Annotated in this window: 14 protein-coding genes; 1 reads left to right on the top strand and 13 read right to left on the bottom strand. The window is 67.9% G+C overall.

Features of this window, described 5'->3' with window-relative positions; all coding sequences use genetic code 11:
• On the top strand, positions 1-208 hold a 208-nt coding region (locus ASE28_RS32435), incomplete at its 5' end, for a hypothetical protein (protein ID WP_162262233.1).
• Positions 209-211: 3 nt separating this feature from the next.
• On the opposite strand, the gene ASE28_RS02900 is transcribed toward ASE28_RS32435, so the two are convergent.
• From ASE28_RS02900 to phaR, 13 genes are all read right to left on the bottom strand, one after another.
• Positions 212-703 (bottom strand): hypothetical protein, encoded by a 492-nt coding sequence (locus tag ASE28_RS02900; protein ID WP_057264535.1) that lies wholly within the window; start codon positions 701-703, stop codon positions 212-214.
• A gap of 101 nt (positions 704-804) precedes the next feature.
• Positions 805-2,736 (bottom strand): YhgE/Pip domain-containing protein, encoded by a 1,932-nt coding sequence (locus tag ASE28_RS02895; protein WP_057264533.1) that lies wholly within the window; start codon positions 2,734-2,736, stop codon positions 805-807.
• Positions 2,737-3,070: 334 nt separating this feature from the next.
• Positions 3,071-3,475 carry a DUF5329 family protein gene (locus ASE28_RS02890; RefSeq protein WP_057264531.1) on the bottom strand — a complete coding sequence of 135 codons (405 nt, stop codon included), beginning with the start codon at positions 3,473-3,475 and terminating at the stop codon, positions 3,071-3,073.
• A 36-nt stretch (positions 3,476-3,511) separates the two neighbouring features.
• Positions 3,512-3,769, bottom strand: coding sequence for a hypothetical protein (locus ASE28_RS02885; RefSeq protein WP_057264530.1), 258 nt, complete (start codon positions 3,767-3,769; stop codon positions 3,512-3,514).
• A gap of 81 nt (positions 3,770-3,850) precedes the next feature.
• The gene (rimO, locus tag ASE28_RS02880) at positions 3,851-5,242 is read right to left on the bottom strand and encodes a 30S ribosomal protein S12 methylthiotransferase RimO (RefSeq protein WP_057264528.1); all 1,392 of its coding nucleotides are present in this window, start codon (positions 5,240-5,242) and stop codon (positions 3,851-3,853) included.
• A gap of 100 nt (positions 5,243-5,342) precedes the next feature.
• On the bottom strand, positions 5,343-5,858 hold the full coding sequence (locus ASE28_RS02875; RefSeq protein ID WP_057264526.1) for a hypothetical protein: 516 nt from the start codon (positions 5,856-5,858) through the stop codon (positions 5,343-5,345).
• A gap of 152 nt (positions 5,859-6,010) precedes the next feature.
• Positions 6,011-8,101, bottom strand: coding sequence for a site-2 protease family protein (locus ASE28_RS02870; RefSeq protein WP_057264554.1), 2,091 nt, complete (start codon positions 8,099-8,101; stop codon positions 6,011-6,013).
• A gap of 2 nt (positions 8,102-8,103) precedes the next feature.
• Positions 8,104-9,474, bottom strand: coding sequence for an efflux RND transporter periplasmic adaptor subunit (locus ASE28_RS02865; RefSeq protein ID WP_057264524.1), 1,371 nt, complete (start codon positions 9,472-9,474; stop codon positions 8,104-8,106).
• A 10-nt stretch (positions 9,475-9,484) separates the two neighbouring features.
• Positions 9,485-10,354 (bottom strand): efflux RND transporter periplasmic adaptor subunit, encoded by an 870-nt coding sequence (locus ASE28_RS02860; RefSeq protein WP_235516030.1) that lies wholly within the window; start codon positions 10,352-10,354, stop codon positions 9,485-9,487.
• A gap of 14 nt (positions 10,355-10,368) precedes the next feature.
• Positions 10,369-11,955 carry a TolC family protein gene (locus ASE28_RS02855; protein WP_235516029.1) on the bottom strand — a complete coding sequence of 529 codons (1,587 nt, stop codon included), beginning with the start codon at positions 11,953-11,955 and terminating at the stop codon, positions 10,369-10,371.
• 14 nt (positions 11,956-11,969) lie between these two features.
• Positions 11,970-14,054, bottom strand: coding sequence for an Ig-like domain-containing protein (locus ASE28_RS32770; protein WP_235516031.1), 2,085 nt, complete (start codon positions 14,052-14,054; stop codon positions 11,970-11,972).
• 40 nt (positions 14,055-14,094) lie between these two features.
• On the bottom strand, positions 14,095-19,221 hold the full coding sequence (locus ASE28_RS02850) for a hypothetical protein (RefSeq protein ID WP_157421842.1): 5,127 nt from the start codon (positions 19,219-19,221) through the stop codon (positions 14,095-14,097).
• 245 nt (positions 19,222-19,466) lie between these two features.
• The gene (gene phaR, locus ASE28_RS02845) at positions 19,467-20,033 is read right to left on the bottom strand and encodes a polyhydroxyalkanoate synthesis repressor PhaR (protein ID WP_057264517.1); all 567 of its coding nucleotides are present in this window, start codon (positions 20,031-20,033) and stop codon (positions 19,467-19,469) included.
• Positions 20,034-20,065: the final 32 nt, after the last annotated feature.

The following is a 20,065-nucleotide window of genomic DNA, read 5'->3' as shown; positions in this document are numbered from 1 at the left end:
AGCGAGCACGCCTACGCAGATTGCGCAGACGCTGTGGACGAATGTGGTGGGCCGGGCGGGCACGGATGGGGAGCTCAAGCTGCTGACCGACATCATGGCGGGTGGGGTATCGGCCCCCGACCTGGTGGTGATGGCGGGCAACCTGGAGGCCACGGCCGTGCGCATCGACCTGGTGGGCCTCACGGCCAAGGGGATTGAGTTCGCCTGAGTTTCAGATGGTTCCCGCCAGGGTGAGCCACTGGCGCGCGTGGCCTGGGTGCGGGCTGCATTGCGCGCGCCCGAACCAGGGCCCCCAGCCGTGCAGGATCTTGCGCGAGAACCAGCCCCCTTCGGTGCTGTAGACCTTGATCGACGCGGCCAGGGTGCCTGTCTTGCCGTCCAGGTAGTCCACCTGCTGGATGCTGATGGGAATCAGCCGGCCCGGCACCGTATCGCGCTGCTGGAACACCTCGAGCAGGTCGCGCGGGTGCGCGACCTTGAAGTGCACCTTGATCGCGTTCTCCGGCCGGCACAGCGCCTCGAACTGCCGGGCCCCGGCGATCTCATCGGCCATGGGGGCCACCAACAGCAGGGGCGTGACGACGAACCACAGCGCAACCCGCCAGCCGATGGCCAACGGCACGCGCTTGACCAGCTTGAACACCAACACCGACGCGACCGCCCCCCAGAACAGGACGACCAGCAAAAACAGAAGGGCGGACATGGGGGCAGCAAGGGGAAGAAGGGCTGGACGAATCTACCACCAGCCCCCAGGGCTTCACCGCCCTTCTGTCACCCCACCCGGCCCGGTCGGCGGTGCGGCGATCAGATGTCCATCGCCGGCCGGTGCTCCTCCGGCGACACAAACTTCCACTGCCCTACGCACAGCGAGAACACGAAGGCCCCGGCCGCAAACAGGCCCAGCACGGCCAGCGCCATGCCCCACTCGCCGCCCAGGGCCCCGAAGGCGCTGGCGCGCACGGCCTTGATGGACCAGGTGAAGGGCAGCCAGGGGCTGATGTCGCGGTAAAAGGCACTGGTCAGCTCCACCGGCAGCACACCGCCGGCAGACGACAGCTGCAGCACCATCAGGATCAGGGCGATGGCCTTGCCCACGTCGCCAAAGGCGCGCACCAGGGCCAGGATGACGAGCATGAAGGTCAGCGACGTGACCGCCATGGAAAGCGCCAGGCCCAGGGTGTTGACGGCCTGTATGCCCAGCATGAACCAGACCATGATCAGCACGCAGGCGGTCTGCACCAGGTTGACGCTCCACAGCACCCCGAGCTTGCCCAGCAGCAGCGACACGCGCGAGTAGCCTGCGGCCTCTTCGGGCAGCCGGCGCAGGTGGAAGATGAAGGCCGTCATCACCGCGCCCAGCCACAGCGCGATGGGAATGAAGTTGGGCGCCAGGCCCATGCCGTTGTTCTTGACCGGCGCATCGATCTCGATCTGCGGCTGGACCGAGATCGCCAGGCCGCTGGCCGTGCCCTCCATCCCCGGGCCGACGGTGGGCAGGGCGGCCTCCAGCGTGTCGAGCCCCAGCACCAGTTGCGAAGATCCATCCTTCACCTTCAGCAGGCCTGTGCGCAGCTCGCTGGCGGCGCCCGCCAGCGCCTTGCTGCCGTCCACCAACTGGTCCACCTTGGCATCGGCCGGCACCTTGGCTGCCAGCGTGGATGCGCCGGCCGAATAGGCGGCAAAGCCGTCCGCCATCTGGGCCACGCCTTGCGACAGGGCCTGCGCGCCCTCGGCCAGTTTGGCCTCGCCCTGGCCGGCCTGCTGCAGGCCGCCACGCAATTGGGTGGCGCCATCGGCCAACTGCCCGGCGGCGCCCGAGACCTTGTCGCCCACGAAGAGGATGGATTTCGACTCATCGCGCAACTGCCCTGCCCCATCGGCCAGGCGCTGCGCACCGTCTTCCAGCTGCGGCAGGGCCTGCTTGAACTCCCCATGCCCGCTGGCCAGTTGCGCGGCGCCGCTCTTGAGGGTCTGCAGGTCGGCAGGCTCGGGCTTCTTCGCATCGAGCGTGCGGGCCCCCGCGCCGAGTTGCTTCATGCCATCGCCCAGCTGTGCCACACCGGTGGAGAGATCCGTTGCGCCCTTGGCCAACTGGGCCGAGCCGCCCTCGGCCTTGCCCGTGCCACTGTGCAGCGCCGCCGCTCCCTCGCGCAGGCGCGCCACGCCCTCGTGCAGGCGCTGCAGGCTGTCGGCCGCCGAAGAGCTGGCGCCCAGCACCACCTCCCAGCGCTTTTCGTTGAGCGACTCGTTGACCTGGTGGCCCAGCTCTTCGGCAAAACGCTTGGCAAAACCGGCACCCGCGTAGTTGTTGCCCTCGGAGGCAAACACCACCAGCTTGCCCGCCCCTGGCGAGCCCGCCGCCATGGCCCCGGCGCTGAAATCGGCAGGGATGACCAGCGCAAACAAACTCTTGCCCTGGCGCACGGCTCGCCGCGCAGCATCGGGGTCACCCTCTTCGTAGAAGCCGAACTGCTGCTTGTCCTTCAAGGTCTGCGCCAGGTCCATGCCCAGGTTTACCGCCTGGCCGTTGGCCATGGCACCCCGGTCCAGGTTGACGATGGCGGCCGGCAGGTTGCCGGTGTGGCTGGCAGGGTCCCACACCGATTCGAGGTAGATGAAGGCATAGAACGCCGGTATCACCACCACGCCCAGCAGCGACCAGCGCAGCTTGGGAAAGCGGCGAAACAACCGCGCCTCGAGCATCGAGACGCGCAATGCGTTGCTGAACAGGCGCATGGGCGGCGGGGCGGCTTTTGTCGTGTTGTTGTGTTTTGCACGGCAAGGCGAAACAGGCCCTTGCGGCGTTGCGCTGCAGGCGTCTGGAGTACCTTGCCGTTATGCCCCGGAGTGTGCCTTGAAGTGCGCGGTTTCGCAGATGCTGCGCCCTCGGCGCTACAGTGCAAATGTGTAAAGATTTATGTAGCGAGCGGCAGTGTGGCCAGGCAATTGAACAGGGCTTCGCAGCTGCGCACCAGCTTAGGGCGCTGCTATCTGGCAACCCGTGGCCGCCCCGAAAACGGGAAGGGAACCACCCCACATGCTTCAACCGCCCGCGATGGGCCGCAGGCACCTACTTGGCGGATGAAGCGCCAAGGGCTCCAGGCGCACCCGCAGAGCCAGCGGCCCGGATTCTTTCCAGCTGCCTCGCAAACCACTGGGCGCTGGGCTGCACGGTGCCGTTGCACCGGACCTGGTAGGCCTGGCCCGAGGCGCTGCTCGACGAGGCGGCCAGCTCGATGAATTTTTCTGCGCTGGGCAGCGTGCTTCGCTTTTCGATGTATTCCAGCTTGCGCAGCAGATGGGTCTTGGCCTCCGTGGCTGCGTGCCACGAACCATTGCGCTGGAACTCGCAGTTGGAAGCCTGCAGCGCGGCCAACAAGGCATCGATCTCGCCACGCACCGGCGCGGCCGCAGGCGCTGCAAGCGAGATGGCTGCAGCCAGGCCGAACCAAAGACCGATCAAAGTACGTAGCATAGGTATCGCGATTTTTTAGAGGAGTGCGGCCCCGGCTCAATCAATGGCTCGCTCCAGGAATTCGCGCGGAACGCAGAAGGAGTGGCCGCTGTAGCGAGCTTGCTCTTCCAGATCGACCGTGCCTCCAAAGCCCAGCCAGAAATACCCGTAGGCGTCGATGTCTGTCACCTCGGTGATCTGGCCGACGAAGGCCCGCAGCTCCGTTTGCTCGTCCTGCGGGAGGTCGTGCACCAGCCAGTCCGGCAGGCCCAGCAACCGCACCCGGTCACCTGCCTGGATTTCAGCCACGGACATCCGCATCGCTCCCGGCCACGCTTGCGTTTTCAGCCCGGCTCGCCGGGTGGACGCAGGCAGGCGCGGGGGCCATCCATGGGTTCAGATCGGCTGCGCGATCAAATCGTGCCCGCGCACGCCCACGATGCGGGCGCGCGTGAACTCGCCCACCTTCATGGTCTTGCTGATCTTCTCGGGCGGCAGCAGCTGCACCGTGCCGTCGATCTCGGGCGCGTCGGCATACGTGCGGCCCACGCCACCCTTGCGGCCCAGGCCTGGGGCGGAGTCCACCAGCACCTGCATGGTGGCGCCCACGCGGCGCTGCAGGCGGGCGATGGAGACTTCTTCGGCCACGGCCATGAAGCGGGCGCGGCGTTCTTCGCGCACTTCCATGGGCAGCATGCCGGGCAGCTCATTGGCGGCGGCGCCGTTCACGTCGCTGTAGGCAAAGCAGCCGGCACGGTCGATCTGCGCCTCGCGCACGAAGTCCAGCAGATGGGCAAACTCTTCTTCCGTCTCGCCGGGGAAGCCGGCGATGAAGGTGCTGCGGATCACAATCTCGGGGCAGGCCTCGCGCCAGCGCTGGATGCGCTCCAGGTTGCGCTCGCCGCTGGCGGGGCGCTTCATGCGCTTCAAGACGTCAGGGTGGCTGTGCTGCAGGGGCACGTCCAGATAAGGCAGCACGCGGCCCGTGGCCATGAGAGGAATCACCTCGTCCACGCTCGGGTAGGGGTACACGTAGTGCAGGCGCACCCAGGCACCGTAGGGCTCGGCGATCTCGCCCAGGGCCTGCACCAATTCGAGCATGCGCGTCTTCACGGGCTTGCCGTCCCAGAAGCCGGTGCGGTACTTCACATCCACGCCGTAGGCCGACGTGTCCTGGCTGATCACCAGCAGTTCCTTCACGCCACCTGCGAACAAGGCCTTGGCCTCGCTCAGCACGTCGCCGATGGGCCGCGACACCAGGTCGCCGCGCATCGAAGGGATGATGCAGAAGGTGCAACGGTGGTTGCAGCCCTCACTGATCTTGAGGTAGGCGTAGTGCTTGGGCGTGAGCTTGATGCCCGCCACGCCGAAGTTGCCCGGCACCAGGTCGATGAAGGGGTCGTGCGGCTTGGGCAGGTTCAGGTGGACGGCGTCCATCACCTCCTGCGTGGCATGCGGGCCGGTCACGGCCAGCACGCTGGGGTGCATCTGGCGCACCATGTTGCCGCCATCCTCGCCCGCGCGCGCGCCCAGGCAGCCGGTGACGATGACCCGGCCGTTGGTGGCCAGCGCCTCGCCAATGGTGTCCAGGCTCTCGCGCACGGCATCGTCGATGAAGCCGCAGGTGTTGACGATGACGAGGTCGGCCCCCTCAAAGGTCTTGGAGGTCTCGTAACCTTCGGCACTCAGTTGCGTCAGGATCAGTTCGGAATCCGTGAGGGCCTTGGGGCAGCCAAGGCTCACAAAGCCGACTTTGGGGGTTTTCGTGGGGGACAGTACTTCGCTCATATCCCCGTATTGTCCCAGTTCCGGGGGGAAACAGCTATTTCAGGGATTCTGGGGGCGTTGTGCAGCAGGCAATTTGCCGCGCCAGAACCCTCGGCGGGCCTCAATCGGGCCGGTAAACCCAGCCCCGCGTCCCAAAATCGAAGTCATGGGTCTCGAACGGTGTGAAGGTCGTCCCATAGAAAAGCACGGGCCCGTCCCCGTCCAGTTGGTAGTGCAGTCGCCACTGGCGGCGCAGCTGCGCCGGGTCCACCCCCGCGTCGGCCAGTTCCGCGGGAAACCGCCCTTCGCGCGCCTGGAAGGCCAGCACGGCATCGGCCGCCACCTGCGCGTGGGCCCGGGCGTCGTGCGCATACCACCAGTGCACCGCGGTGATGGCCGCCAGCACCAGCGCCAGAATGGCCCCCTTGTACGCCCGCACACGCCGCCCCGCGGGCCGGCGCAGGGCCGCCACGGTGTTGTAGACGAGCCAGATGGCGATGAACGGCACGGCGAACAGCACCATGAAGCCGGCGTGCCGCTGCAGGCACAGCAGCAGCAACCCGATGGCGGCGGCGAACGGCAGGTGATGGCGCAGGGTGGGGCGCGTGGGGGCAGCCGCAGCTGTGGCGCAGGTCATATGCCAAGGATAGCGCCTGCGCTGACGTTGACCTGCCCCACGGCGGCTCCTGGCCGCGGCGAGGTATCAGCCCCGCTCATCGCTGTCGCCGCGATGCTCTGGTGCGCCGGTTACGGCATTTGCGGGGGCCTGGTGCGCCGGCAGGCACCCTGTCAGAACCCGCTTTCGCGCACCGCCACGGCCGCCAGGCGCTTCAGGGTGCGCAGCACCAGGCTCTGCGACTGCGCTTCGATGCTCACATGCCCCCGCGCCTCGCGGGCCTGCGGAAGGGGCTGGGCCAGGCGCAGGCGCACGCGGTACAGCGCCTCCACGGGGGTGGACGACTGCCCGTCGGGCTGCGTGGCGATGGGCCCGCCGTAGCGGGCGGCCAGCATGGCGTGGGGCAGCCGGGCGGTGCGGGTGGTGTCGATGCTGACCACCGTGGCGTCCATGGTGTTCCACTGCTGGTGCAGGCGAAAGCGCGCGTGCGCGCCGGGCTCGATGCGCTCGACCTCGCGCTGCTCCACATAGGCGTCCACCACCCAGCTCGAGGGGTCGAGCAGCACACCCAGCTGCGTCTTCGTGCCCACCCAGGTGCCGGGCTGCACGGCGGGGTCCACGTCGGCCCACTGCCCTGCGAAATCCGCAGCGATCTGCAGGCGGCCGGTTTCCTCCACCACGGCCTCGGCTTCTGCCAGTTGCTCCTGCAGCCGGCCGGTGGCGGCCTTTTGCTGCTCCATGCCGCGCTCGTCCGCGACCAGGCCCGTGAGGCGCTGCTCCAGCGCGCGCACCAGGGCGTCGGTGCGCACCTCGCGCGCGCTCAGGTCGGGCGCCTCGAACTGGGCCAGCGAGGCGCCCTGCGCCACCGTGCCGCCAGGCGCCACGCGCGTGACGCGGGCGGCGAAGGGGGCGAACACCAGTTGCTGGCGTTCGGCGCGGGCCACGCCCGAGGCCTCGACCTTGGTCGGCCACGGAACGGCCAGGGCGACCAGTGCCACGGCCGGCAGCATCCACAGCACGAAGCGCCTGCCAGGGCGCACCTCGGACCAGCGCTTGCGCCAGACAGCGATTTCAGACCAGAAGGGGCGCACGATGAACCAGATCACTTCCACGGCAAACAGAAAAATGCCCAGCACCTTGAAGAACATCAGGTACACGGCGACGGCAATCCCCAGGAACACCACCAGCCGGTAGATCCAGGTGAACACGGCAAACCCCACCAGCGCGCGCCGCTGGCGAACGGTCACCGGCTCTGGGTCGGGCTCGTCCCAGCCCAGCAGGGTGCGGCGCAGCCAGGCGCGCGCCATGGCGCCCGAGCGCTCGTGCAGGTTGGGGTAGTCGAGCAGGTCCGAAGCGATGAAGTAGCCATCGAAGCGCATGAACGGGCTGGCGTTGAGCGCCAGCGACAGCACCCAGCCGGTGGTGGCCAGGTAGAGCATGGCCTGGCGCAGGGGCCCGTCGTCCAGCAGCGCCCAGGCCAGCGTGGAGAGCCCGGCCAGCGCCACCTCGACCAGGATGCCGGCCGAGGAGATGGCCAGGCGCTGGCGCGGGGTGCGCAGCTTCCAGGACTCGCTGGTGTCGGTGTAGAGCATGGGCCACAGCACCACCAGCGCCACGCCCATGTGGGCCACGCGCACACCGTAGCGGGTGGCCACGAAGGCATGGCCCAGCTCGTGCAGGGTCTTGGAGACTGCCAGCGCGATCATGAAGCCCAGGATGCCGCTGGGCGAAAGGATGTCCATGACGCCATGCGCGAAGGTGTCCCACTGCCGCGCCACCATCACGATGCCCAGCAGCGACGCCAGCACGATGGCCGCCACGCCGGGCCCCGAGCACAGGGGCCGCACGAAGGGCAGCACGGCGGCCAGCCAGCGCTCGGGCCGCACCAGGGGGATGCGGATGAAAAGGTAATGGTGCAGCCACCAGCGCCAGTGCAGCCAGCCCGGGCCGCCGGCCTTGGCCGCCAGTCGGGCCACACCCTGCGCCGAGGGGCGCACCAGTTGGTGCTGCGCCAGAAAGTGGCCAAAGTCCTCCACCAGTTCCCGATCGGCAAACAGGGGCGTGTTCTCGGCGATGTCCTTGGCGATGGCCTCGGGGTCGCCCGGCCAGCGCACCAGGCATTCGAACTCGAGCCAGCCGATGCGAAAGAAGCGGTTGGTCACCGGGTCCTGGATGGACCAGGCGGGGGCGCCGTCCTTGTCGGGCGCCGCCTCGTGCAGCCGCAGGTCCTCGCGCAGCGGCAGGCGGTCCAGCGCGGCGTCCATGCTCACCAGCCGGTCCATTCCCGCAGCGAGGCCAGAGGCCGGCGCAGCAGGTAGTAGCCCAGGAAGACGCGGCTTCCGTAGATCTTGGCGGTGCCGCGCAGGCCGATACGGGCCTGCTGGGTGCGGCCCGCGTCTTCGTCGAACACTGCGCGCAGGCGGTAGCTGGCCACGCCCTCGGGCGAGACGACGGCCTGGTAGCTCGTCTCGGACACCTTGGCGTCGAACGGCGACAGCGGCATGACCGTGAGGAACAGCTTGACCGCAGCGCCCTGCTCCAGCGCGATGGCGTCGCCCGCGGGCAGGTTGATCATGACACCCGGTTTGGCCGGGTTGGCCAGCAGCATGATCTTCTCACCTGTGGTGACAGGGCGGCCCAGCCACTCGTCCGCATCGGCGAACACGGCCACTCCCGCGCGCGGGGCGACGATGTCCACCCGCGCCAGTTGGGCGCGTATGGCCTCGAGCTCGGCGCGCTTTTCGTTGGACCGGCCGCTGAGCAGCGCCAGGTCCGACTTGCTCTGAAAACTGTCGAAGGCTTTTTGCGTGGCCACCTGCAGCTCGGCATCGGCCACCGCCACGGATTTCTGCGCCACCTCGAGCCGGTTGCGCAAGGTGGTGTCGTCCAGCGAGAACAGTGTCTCGCCGGCCTTCACGGCCTGGTTGGGCCGCACGTGGATGGCCTTGACCACGCCCTCGATGGGCGCGGTGACCGCCTGGGCATCGAGCGAGATCACCTCGGCCGGCGCCAGCGACGAGTGGCGCACCGGAATGAAGAGCAGCGCCAGCAGGGCTGCCACCAGGGCGTAGCGGCGCGCGCGCCCCAGGCGCTGCCAGCGGCTGCGCCACGAGGTGCGTGGCTTGCCCGCCAGCATTTCCCAGCAGTAGCCCCAGGTGGCGGCCAGGCGCCCGAGCGCCTGCGCCGCCGGTTCGGGCGGCGGGGCGTCGAGCAGAAAGAGGGCCCACCCCAGCCGCTCGCCGGAGCGCCGGGCGATGGGCTGCGCCCACACGCCGGCAGGCCACCACTCCTGCCAGCCATCGAGCAGCCCGGCCGGCACACCCTTGCCGGGGCGCGGCTGGGCGATCCAGCCAGGCACCTCTTGGCACTGGGCACGCAGCCAGGGCCAGGCCTGGCGCAGCCAGATGAGGTAGGGGCTGTCCTCCGTGGGGCGGGCCAGGCCCGACACCGTGAGCAATGGCGCGCTGGCAGTGTCGCCCTCGAACAGCAGGGCCTGGCGGAAACCCAGCAGGCCGTAGCTGTCGTTGGCGATGCTGAAGCCCAGCTCGCCCACCGAGTTGGCGGCGCGGGCGCGGGCTTCGAGGGATGTGACGATGTCGGCCAACCGCGGGTTGGCATGCACTGCGCTGGCACTCATAGGATGGCGATCAGGGAAGGGCCTTGAATCGGGCCACGCCGGTCATGCCGCCGAGCAGTTCGGGGTTTTTGCCTTCGATGCGGCCTTCCAGCTCCACGGTTTGCGCGACGGCATCCACCCGGCCGTTGATGGCCGTGACCTTGGCCTGGTAGGTCTTGCCCGTCTCGTCGATGGCAACGTCGAAGGGCGCGCCTTCGCGCAGCGTGCGCAGGATCCTGGAGGGCGCGTTCAGGCGCACCTTCAAGGCCCCTTCGCTCACCATTTCGATCAGCGGGCTGCCCGCATTGACCCCCTGGAACGGCTTGACGTGCACCCGCACCACGCGCCCGGCGAACGGCGCAATCACCGTGCACTGGGCGATCTGCGCGCGCGACAGCCGGATGGCCGCGTTGGCCTTCTCTGCCGCAGCGGCGGCCAACTGCACTTCGGACTGCCCTGCCGCCTCCAGCGCCAGCAGGCGGGTCTTCACATCCAGCGTCTCCTTGGCGCCGGCATGCTCTGCCTGCGCCATCTGCAGGCGCGCCGAGGGCTCGCTGCAGTCGAAGGTCACCAGCGGCATGCCCTTGGGAACGCGCGCGCCCAGCGAGGCGTTCAGTGAGGACACACGCCCCACGATCTGCGAGACCAGCGTGGTTTCCAGCTCCGGCGCCAGCAGCACCCGGATCGCACCGGGGTCGGCAGCGGGCTGCTGCGCCGGCGCAGGCGCAGGCTGGCCAACCGGGGCCTTGGCAGGCTGTGCCTGCAGGCCACCGGAGGAGCGCAGCTGCAGCGAATTGTCGGCCGCCTGGCCCACCGGGGCCGGCGGTGCGGCCTGCGCCCAGAGCGATGCCGCGGTGGCCATCAGTGCCGCCGCAACGGCGGTGCGATGCCAGGCAACCATGTGGCGTACCCCCATCACTTGGCTCCCGCGCCGGTAGCGGCAGCGCTGGTCTTGAAGACCTGGGCCTGCCAGCTGCCGGTGGTGGCCTCCATGGCCCGGGCCAGCGACTTGACGTCGTGGCTGGCCATCGCGTCGGGCAGCACGTCCAGGCCCACCGAGTTGTACAGGCGGCCCCAGGCGGCCTGGGCGTTGGAATAGGTGGCGTAGCGCTGGTATTCGGCCAGCAGTGCACGGGCCTCGGCACGGATCACTTCGAGGCGGGAGTCGAACTGGGTCTTGGCGGCCTTCTGCGAGAAGCTCAGCAGCCGGCTGTCCACGGCCAGGCTTTCCTCGGAAAATTTCAGCTCCGACAGCGCCAGGTCATAGCGCTGCACGCCCACGCGCACCTGCGTCAGCACCGCCATCGACAAGGCCATGCGGCGCAGGTCGTCGGTCTCGTTCTGCGCCTTGTGGGCACGCTCCAGCGAGGGCAACTGGGCCAGCTTGAGCACGTTCCAGGACAGGCGCACGCCCACGTCCACCCAGTTGCTGTTGTAGTTGTACTTGTTGGAGTCGTAGCTGGGACCGGCGTCCACGCTCAGGTTGGGCCACAACAGCAGCTTGGCGGCCTTGATGTCGTTTTCGGTCACGCGCTTGCGGTACGACTCTTCCAGCAGTTCGGGCCGCTTTTCCAGCGCCATGCGCTCGAGCTCTTCGATGTTGCCGGGCGTTGGGGGCAGCCCCACCTCCTGCTCATCGGCCAGCGTGTAGGTGGTGCCAGGCGGTATGGACATGAGTGCGGTGAGCTCGGCGCGCGCCAGCTCCAGGTCCTGGCGGCGCAGGGTCAGCAGGTTCACCGCATCCAGCAGTGCGCGCTGGTAGGCCAGCACCTGGGCCTGGGGCATCAGGCCTTCCTTTTCCACCTGGCGGGCCTGGCCCAGCGCGGTGTTCACCCGGGCCAGCAGCGCGTCCACGCGGCCGATCAGCTTTTGCGCGCCCAGTGCGCGCCAGTAGCTGTTGCGCACGTCCTGCAGCACGTTCTGCGCAACCTTGCGGCGGCGCTCTTCGGCCATCAGGAACTGGTCGGCCTTTTGCTGCGCACGGTAGTACGACACGCCGAAGTCCAGCACGTTCCACGAGAAGGTCAGGTTGGCCAGCGTGCGGTCACGCTCTTGCGAGGTGGAGGGGCGCAGGGATTCCACGCGGTCCTGGATGCCGATGGAGCTGCCGCCTGAGTCGTTGTTGCGCGAGGCGTAGCCCGCACCCGCCACCAGCCGGGGCAGCATCTCGTAAGTGGAGGCGTCCGACAGATTCTTGGCCAGCGCGTTCTCCATGAGCTTGAGGCGGTAGTCCAGGTTGTACTTGAGCGCGCGGGCCGATGCCTCATGGAAGGTGATCGGGGCCGTCACCGGCTCCTGGTCGGCATAGATGGCCTTGCGGTCCGCGGTGACGCGCGCCTTGACTTCATCCTGCGTCAGCGACACGGGCGTGACGGACCCGCAGGCCGCCAGCAGGATCGGCAGGCAGGAAAGGGTCACGACCCGCAGGGGGGAGGCCAATGCGCGCAGGCGGGGTTGCTTGGTGATGGTGGTGGACATGGACGGCGACAGAGGATGGTTCATGGTGAAAACGAATGTCAGGAAGCGGTGGCACCGGGGCTTGCAGAGCGCGCGGCACCGGGCAGGCGGGTTCCGGCACTGCGCAGTTGGTCGGAGAACGATGGGGCGGCGGCGCGGGTTGCACCGGCCGCATGCGGGGCAGTGCCAGCGGGGGTACGCGGTTCGGCCGCCGGGGCAGCGTCCGGCTGCGGGGCCGCGGCATCGCCCTGGTCGGTTGGCTGCTGCGCGGCCTTGCCGTCGGCGGACTTGGCGTCCTGGTCCGGCATCAGCGGCACGATCTGGTCGCCCAGGGCCTCGAACCACTCCGGCGTGGGAATGCGTCCGTCGCTGCCCAGCGAGATCCGGCCCAGGCGTCCCTCTACGATGTCGCCCAGCAGCTCGCCGCGCTCCTGCGAGGCGCGCACGGCAGTCTGCACGAACAGCGCGGGGTCCATGCCCAGGCCAGCACCGATGGAATGGCTCTGGATGCTGCCCTGCTTCACGGCGCCAGGGTTGCTGAAGAACAGCGGGTCGGACAGCTCGCGCTCGGCCTGGGCCTCATGCACCCCTGGCGTGACGTAGACGATGGGGTGCATCGGCACCGACAGGCGCACGACGCCCGTGAACACGCTGCCGTCGAAGAACACGCTCTCCTCGCCGGCCTGGTCGCCCGTCAGCGGGTTCTGGGGCTGCAGGCCAGGCTGGGGCGCGGGTACCGAAGGCTCCTGCACCACGGGCCGTTGCGGGGCCTCTGTGGGTGGCACAGGTGGCACCGTCGGCGGTGGAGCCACAGGGGGTGGCGGAGCCACCGGCGGAGGGGGCGCGACAGGTGGCGGCGGAGACACGGGTGGCGGGGGCGCCACGGGTGGCTCGACCGGAGGTGGCGGGGCCACAGGCGGCTCGACCGGTGGCGGTGGGGCCACGGGTGGCTGCACCGGCGGCGGGGGCGATACAGGCGGCGGCCCCACCGGTGGCGGCGGCGACACGGGCGGTGGCGGCGGTGGCGCCGGCGTGCCGGTGTTGGTGATCGTGATGGTCACGGTCGCAGTGCTCTTGTCACCGTCCTTGTCGGTCACCGTGTAGGTGAAGGCATCGGTGCCGTAGTAGCCGGCCACAGGGGTGTACAGGTAGGTACCGTCCGCGTTCACGACCACCGTTCCGTGCGATGGGTTGGCCGTCTTCGTCCAGACGTTGCCGCCATCCGCGGAAGGGGTGTCGTTGCTGGCCAGGTTGCCGGCAAGCGGCGTGTCCTTGCGCGTTTCGCCGCTGTCGCCAACTGCGATGGGCACGCTGTTGCCGGCGGTGACCGTGACCGTCACGGTGGCCGTGCTCTTGTCGCCATCCCGGTCGGTGATGGTGTAGGTGAAGGTGTCGGTGCCGACGTATCCCGTGGTCGGGGTGTAGGTGTAGGTTCCGTCGGGCCGCACCACCACCGCGCCGTGGGCTGGATCGGTGGCCTTGGTCCAGACATTGCCGCCGTCGGTGGACGGTGTGTCGTTGCCAGCCAGGTTACCGGTGAGCGCCGTGTCCTTGCGGGTAGAGACGTTGTCTGCGACGGCGACGGGCAGGTTGCTGCCGCCGACCGCGATGGTCACCGTGGCCGTGCTCTTGTCGCCATCCCGGTCTGTGATGGTGTAGGTGAAGGTGTCTGTGCCGGTGAACCCTGCGGTGGGCGTATAGGCATAGGTGCCGTTGGCGTTCACCACCACGGTGCCGTGCTGCGGGTCGGTGGCCTTGCTCCACACGTTGCCACCGTCGCCGCTGGGCGTGTCGTTGGCAGCCAGGTTGCCGTTCAGCACCGTGTTGCGGGGCGTCGCGGCACTGTCGGCGTTGGCCAAGGGCAGGTCGTTCACGGGCCTTACGGTCAGGGTCACGGTGGCCGTGCCCTTGTCGCCATCCTTGTCGGTGATGGTGTAGGTGAAGCTGTCCGTGCCGTTGAAATCCGCAGCGGGCGTGTAGGTGAAGGTACCGTCCGCATTGACGACCACGGTACCGTGCTGCGGGTCGGTGGCCTTGGCCCACACGTTGCCGCCATCGGTGCTGGGCACGTCGTTGCCGGCAAGGGTGCCGGTATAGGGCGAATCCTCGTCCAGGCTGACGCTGTCGTCGCGTGCGACCGGCACGGCATTGGCCGGTCCAGGTGGCGGCGCCGCAGGGCGATCGTCATCGAAGGTCACGCCGGGCACGGGGCCCGGGCCGGTGCCCTCGCCCGGGTCCGTCACATCGCCATCGCCGTTGTTGTCGATGCGTCCCGTGCCGTCGTCGATGATGGTGTCGTTGGCCGTGCTGTTCTTGGCAGCATTGTTCGCATAGCTGGCCTTCAGCGCGAAGGTCTCCGCGCCCTCGTACGTCGCATCCTGCTCGCTGGTGATGTTCACGCGCACCAGCACGGTGCCCGTTGCCGCCCGCGGGCACCACCGGTTGGCCGCCAGCCGCGCCGGTGTAGGCAGCCCAGGAGGCTCCGTTGTCTGCCGAGTAGCTGAGGCTGGTGAAGCCGGTGACGGTGGCATGCCCTGCCCCCGTGCCCGTGCTCTGCACCTGCAGCACCACGGTATCGCCGGCCTTGCCCGTCACATCGACCTTGAAGGTGGCGTAGGTGGAGGACTCGTTGAAGGTGCCGCCGCTGGTGACCAGCACCGTGCGGTCGTCGTCCTTCGTGGCCGTGGTGTCCTTGGTGCCGTCGTTCTTGTAGACGTCGCCCGTGCCGTCGTCACGGATAGTGGCTTGGCCCACCACCGCCGTACCTGCGACGGGGGTGGCGGTCAGTTTGAAGAACTCGTCACCCTCGTACGGTGTATCGTTGGTGATCGGCGTGCGCACCAGAAGCTTGCCGTCGGCCGCCGTGATGGTCACATTGGCGCCCGCGGTGTAGTTGTTCCAGGTTCCGCCACCGTCGGTGGAAACCTGCAGGCCGCTGCCTGCCGCTGCGCTGTAGTCGGTGCCGCCGCCCGTGGCAAAGGCGCCGCCCACGACCCGCGGGCCGTCGCTCAGGCCCAGGCTCACCTGCTGGCCGGTAACGCCCTGCACCGTGAACACGCCGTTGCCCGAGGCCTCGTTGACCACAATGTCGTCGATGCTCAGTGCGCGATCGTCGTCGAAGCCAGCGCCGGGGCCGTTGCCTTCGCCCGGGTCCGTCACATCGCCGTCGCCGTTGTTGTCGATGCGTCCCGTGCCGTCATCGATGATGGTGTCGTTGGCCGTGCTGCTCTTGGCAGCATTGTTCGCGTAGCTGGCCTTCAGCGCGAAGGTCTCGGCACCCTCGTATGGCGTGTCCTGCTCGCTGGTGATGTTCACGCGCACCAGCACGGTACCGGTGCCGCCTGCAGGCACTACCGGTTGTCCGCCTGCGGCGCCGGTGTAGGTCGTCCATGTGGTTCCGTCCGTCGAATACTGCACGGTGGTGAAGCCGGTGATGGTGGCATGCCCTGCCCCGGCGCCCGTGCTCAGGATCTGCAGCACAACGGCGTCACCGGCCTTGCCAGCTACGTCGACCTTGAAGGTAGAGTACGTCGATGCCTCGTTGAAGGTGCCGCCGCTGGTGACCAGGATGGTGCGGTCATCGTTCTTGGCGGTCGCGGTGTCCTTGGTGCCGTCGTTGTTGTAGATGTCGCCCGTGCCATCATCGCGGATGGTCGCCTGGCCGACCACGGCCGTGCCGCTGGTAGGAGTGACGGTGAGCTTGAAAAACTCGTCACCCTCGAACGGTGTGTCGTTGGTGATCGGGGTGCGCACCAGCAGCTTGCCGTCGGCCGCGGCGATGGTCACATTGGAGCCTGCGGTGTAGTTGCTCCAGGTCGTGCCGCCGTCGGTGGAGACCTGCAGGTTGGTGGCCGTGCCGCTGCCGTAGTCGGTACCCGCGCCCGTGGCGGATGTGCCGCCGCCGGCACGCGAGCCATCGCTCAGCACCAGGCTCACCTGCTGACCGGTGACGCCCTGCACGGTGAACACGCCGGTGCCCGAGGCCTCGTTGACCACGATGTCGTCGATGCTCAGTGCTCGGTCATCGTCGAAGCCGGCACCGGGGCCATTGCCTTCGCCTGCGTCGAGCACGTCGCCGTCACCGTTGTTGTCGATGCGGCCCGTTCCATCATCGATGATGGTGTCGTTGGCCGTGCTGCTCTTGGCGGCATTGGTGGCGTAGCTGGCCTTCAGGGCGAAGGTCTCCGCGCCCTCGTACGGCGCATCCTGCTCGCTGGTGATGTTCACGCGCACCAGCACGGTGCCCGTGCCGCCCGCGGGCACCACCGGTTGGCCGCCAGCAGCGCCGGTGTAAGTGGTCCATGTGGTGCCGTCCGTCGAATACTGCACAGAGGTGAAGCCGGTGACCGTGGCATGCCCTGCCCCGGCGCCCGTACTTTCTATGGCAAGCACCACGGCATCGCCGGCCTTGCCACTCACATCGACCTTGAAGGTGGCGTAAGTCGATGCCTCGTTGAAGGTGCCGCCGCTGGTGACCAGGATCGTGCGGTCGTCGTCCTTGGTCGCCGTGGCGTCCTTGGTGCCATCGTTTTTGTAGATGTCGCCGGTGCCATCGTCACGGATCGTGGCCTGTCCGACCACCGCCGTGCCCGTCGTGGGCGTCACGGTCAGCTTGAAAAACTCATCGCCTTCGAAGGTGGTGTCGTTGGTGATCGGGGTGCGCACCAGCAGCTTGCCATCGGCCGCCGTGATGGTCACGTTGGCGCCTGCGGTGTAGTTGTTCCAGGTTCCGCCGCCGTCGGTGGAAACCTGCAGGCCACTGCCTGCGGCTGCGCTGTAGTCGGTGCCGCCGCCCGTGGCCACGGCGCCGCCCACGACCCGGGGGCCGTCGCTCAGGCCCAGGCTCACCTGCTGGCCTGTGACGCCCTGCACCGTGAACACGCCATTGGCCGAGGCTTCGTTGACGACGATGTCGTCCACCGCCAGGGGGCCGGTCACGCTCACGGTGGAGGTGGCGGTGTTCGATGCCTTGCCCGAGGAGTCCGTGACCTGGAAGGTGAACACCCGGTCACCCGGCGTGGAGGCATTGCCCTGGGTGTTCTGGTACTGGATGCCGGCGATCACCGCCTCGGTCTGGGCCCGCGTCATGGCAGTGCCGTCGGCCTTCACCACGGTGAAGGTGCCGCCGGCGTAGGTCACGTTGACCTGCACGCCGACCACGGCGATGTTGTTCTGCGCCGTCACGCCCGTGCCGTTGGCGGTCAGGGTGGTGGCGCCGAACAGCAGCTTCTCGGAGGTGCCGTTCTGGATGCCGCTGGTGACCGCCACCGTGAGCTTGCCGATGCGGTCGGAGTCGTCGTACACGACGGTGGCATGGGCCGTGTTGGTGGTGGGCGCCGCCTTGTTGTTGCCGGCGGCATCCAGCGCCACCGCGGCTCCGGCCGCGCTGACCACGGCATCGTTCACCGAGCCCGTGGTCGGGTCGTCGCCGCTGCGCAGGTCCAGCACGGGGGCCAGCACGTCGTCGTTGTCGATGTTGGTGACATCGATCACCGCCGTGCGGCCGGTGTAGGCCACGGTGTTGGTGCTGCTGGCGGTGGTGGCGGTCAGCTTGTAGGTCTGGTCGCCGTCGATCACCGCATCGTCGATGGCCGTCACCGTGACCTTCTGCGGGGTGTTCCAGTTGGCGCTGGTGAAGGTAAGCGTCGTGGTGGTGAGCGTGCCCTCGGTGGTGTCACGGCCGGTGAGCGTGACCGTGACGGTTTCTCCCACTTCCGGAGCGGCTTCAAGCTGCAGGTAGAAGTCTTGGCTGGTCGTGCCGTTTTCATGGGTCACCAGGGGGCCTGGCAGTGGATTGCCCGAGCCATCGACGATCTGCACGCCCGGTGTGCGGGCATTCTGGAACGTCGGGCCCATGCTGAAATCCAGGCCGTAATAGGCCACCCCCGTGGCAGCCGCATCGCCGACCTTGATGGTGGTGCTGGACAGCTCGGTATAGCGCACGCGGGCCCGGATGTCATCGGAGATGATGGTTGTGCCATTCAAGGTCTGCGTGGTGGTGGTGCCAGGCGTCACCGTGTAGTTGCCACCCACCGTGGTGAGAAAGCGCGTAACCCCCCCGCCCTGGTCCGATACCGTCAGCTTCGTGCCATTGGAGACGGTGTAGGCACCGATGCCCTCAAAGTCCGTGAACTGGCGGCCTGTGGCAGCCCCGCCGGAGGCATCCAGGTCATAGGTGTTGACCACCACGTTGCGCAGGGTCACCTCGGTGCCGGTGGGGTTGGTCGTAGCGTTGTACGAGCCGCCCAGGATAAAGGTCACCTTGAAAGTGGCATAGCCACCGACGGCCGCGATGTTCAGGTTGGGCTGGAACGAACCGGCGCCATTCACCGTCGTGGCGTTGCCCGTGGTGCCGCCGTAGGGGTTGGCGGTGGAGTCGAACAGCGTAACCGTGGCATTGGTCATGCCGGTCAGCTCGATGATCGCGTCGATCTGCTGGCCGCTGACCGTCACCACGTTGCTGTACAGGTACTTGGTGCCCGTGGTGTTGCCCGCCGCACTGTCGGCACCGCCGGTCAGGCGCGTCGCCGTGTTGAACGTCAGCAGGAACTCCGAGCCGTCCACCGTGGAAAACGAGCTGGTGGCCGCTTCCGCATCGAAGATGCCGTCGCCGATCTTCAGCTTCAGGTGGTCGTTGTCGGAGCCGTAGTCCTCGCCCACTTTGACCCCGTACACGCGGCCCATGAAACGCTGACCCTCGTCACCCGGTGTGTCGGCGGCGCCATGGAGGTGCGCGTCCATGGAGTGGCCGATTTCCTCCACCAGCACGCTGGCCACCGCAGCCGAGCTGGGCTGGGTGGCCAGCCATTGGGCATTGAGCAGTATGACGGGCTTGCCCCCTGGCCCTTCGGCGACGAAGGCGGCGAACCGACCCTCAAGGCCGGGGTTGTCGCTGACCTGTACCTGTACCCCAAAGCGGCCAGAGAGGATGTCCTGGCGCAGGGCTTCGGCTGCGAGCAGCCCTTCGGCGCCGGGGTTGGCCTTGCCGCCATTGAACAAGGCCAGCAGATCGGCCGCCGACGTGTTGGCCACGTAGCTGCGCACGCTGTCGAGCGCCTGGGCCACGGCCTCAGGCGGCACGCCAGGGGTGCTGGGCTGGGCCGGGGCTGCTGCTTCCGGCCGGGGCATCTCTTGCGCCCTTGGCGCGTCGCTGTCGGCGGCTACCGCTGCCTTGGGGGTGGTCGGTGTCTTGTGGAAGTCATCCGAAACGTGGTCGGCTACCGCCAGGGCGCCTGCGCCGTCGAACAGCAGACGTGGTTCCAGCGCAAGGGCTCGGCTGCGGGGACGAAATGGAGATGCGGATTGGGTCATGTCATTAGGCGTAGCTATTGCCCCAGCGAAGGGCGATAGCCTAATCCTAACCATACTTACCAATTTTTACCGCAGAGCTGCAATAAAAAGCTTGCAGTTTTACAATCGTTGAAGATTGACTTGACAGCGTTCAAGCTACGTGGAAACGCCCCCAGGGAAGCACAGCGCCAGGGCTTTGAGAGAGGCGCCCCCCCCGCTCCGCCTTGTCGGGGCGTGGAGCCAGTTTGAACAGGCCCTGGGGCGTATCAGCGCTTGAGGCCGAAGGCCCCCAGCATCTGCTCTGTCTGCTTTTGCATCTGCTCCTGCATCTGCGTGAGCATGGACTGGGACTGCTCGACGTAGTTGCCCATCATGCCCTTGAGCATGGGCGACTGCAGGTTCATGAACTGGGCCCACATCTCGGGCGTGACGCTTTGCGACTGCTCGGCCAGCTTGGCTTGCACGTCGGTGAAGGCCTGCACGTTCTTTTCGAGGTAGGCGCCCATGAAGCCCTGCATGGCATGGCCGTAGAAGCGGATGATGTTGGCCAGCACCGCCTCGGTGAACATGGGGGCGCCGCCGGCCTCTTCTTCCAGGATGATCTGCAGCAGAATGCTGCGCGTGAGGTCCTCGCCCGTCTTGGCGTCGCGCACCACCACGGTGTGGTGGGCCATCACCAACTCGCGCACTTCGGACAGCGTGATGTAGGTGGAGGTGTCGGTGTCGTACAGGCGGCGATTGGGGTACTTCTTGATCACGCGCGGTGCAGACTTGCTGGTGGCAGATGCGGCTGCGGTGGCTCCAGCGGGGGCGCTGCTCTTCTTGTCGGGCACTACGGACTCCTCGGGCGCACAGGCCCATCATG

The organism is Acidovorax sp. Root219 (genome assembly GCF_001428665.1).
In the GTDB taxonomy this organism is placed as follows: domain Bacteria; phylum Pseudomonadota; class Gammaproteobacteria; order Burkholderiales; family Burkholderiaceae_C; genus Acidovorax.
This window is presented reverse-complemented; position numbering and strand designations above follow the sequence as displayed.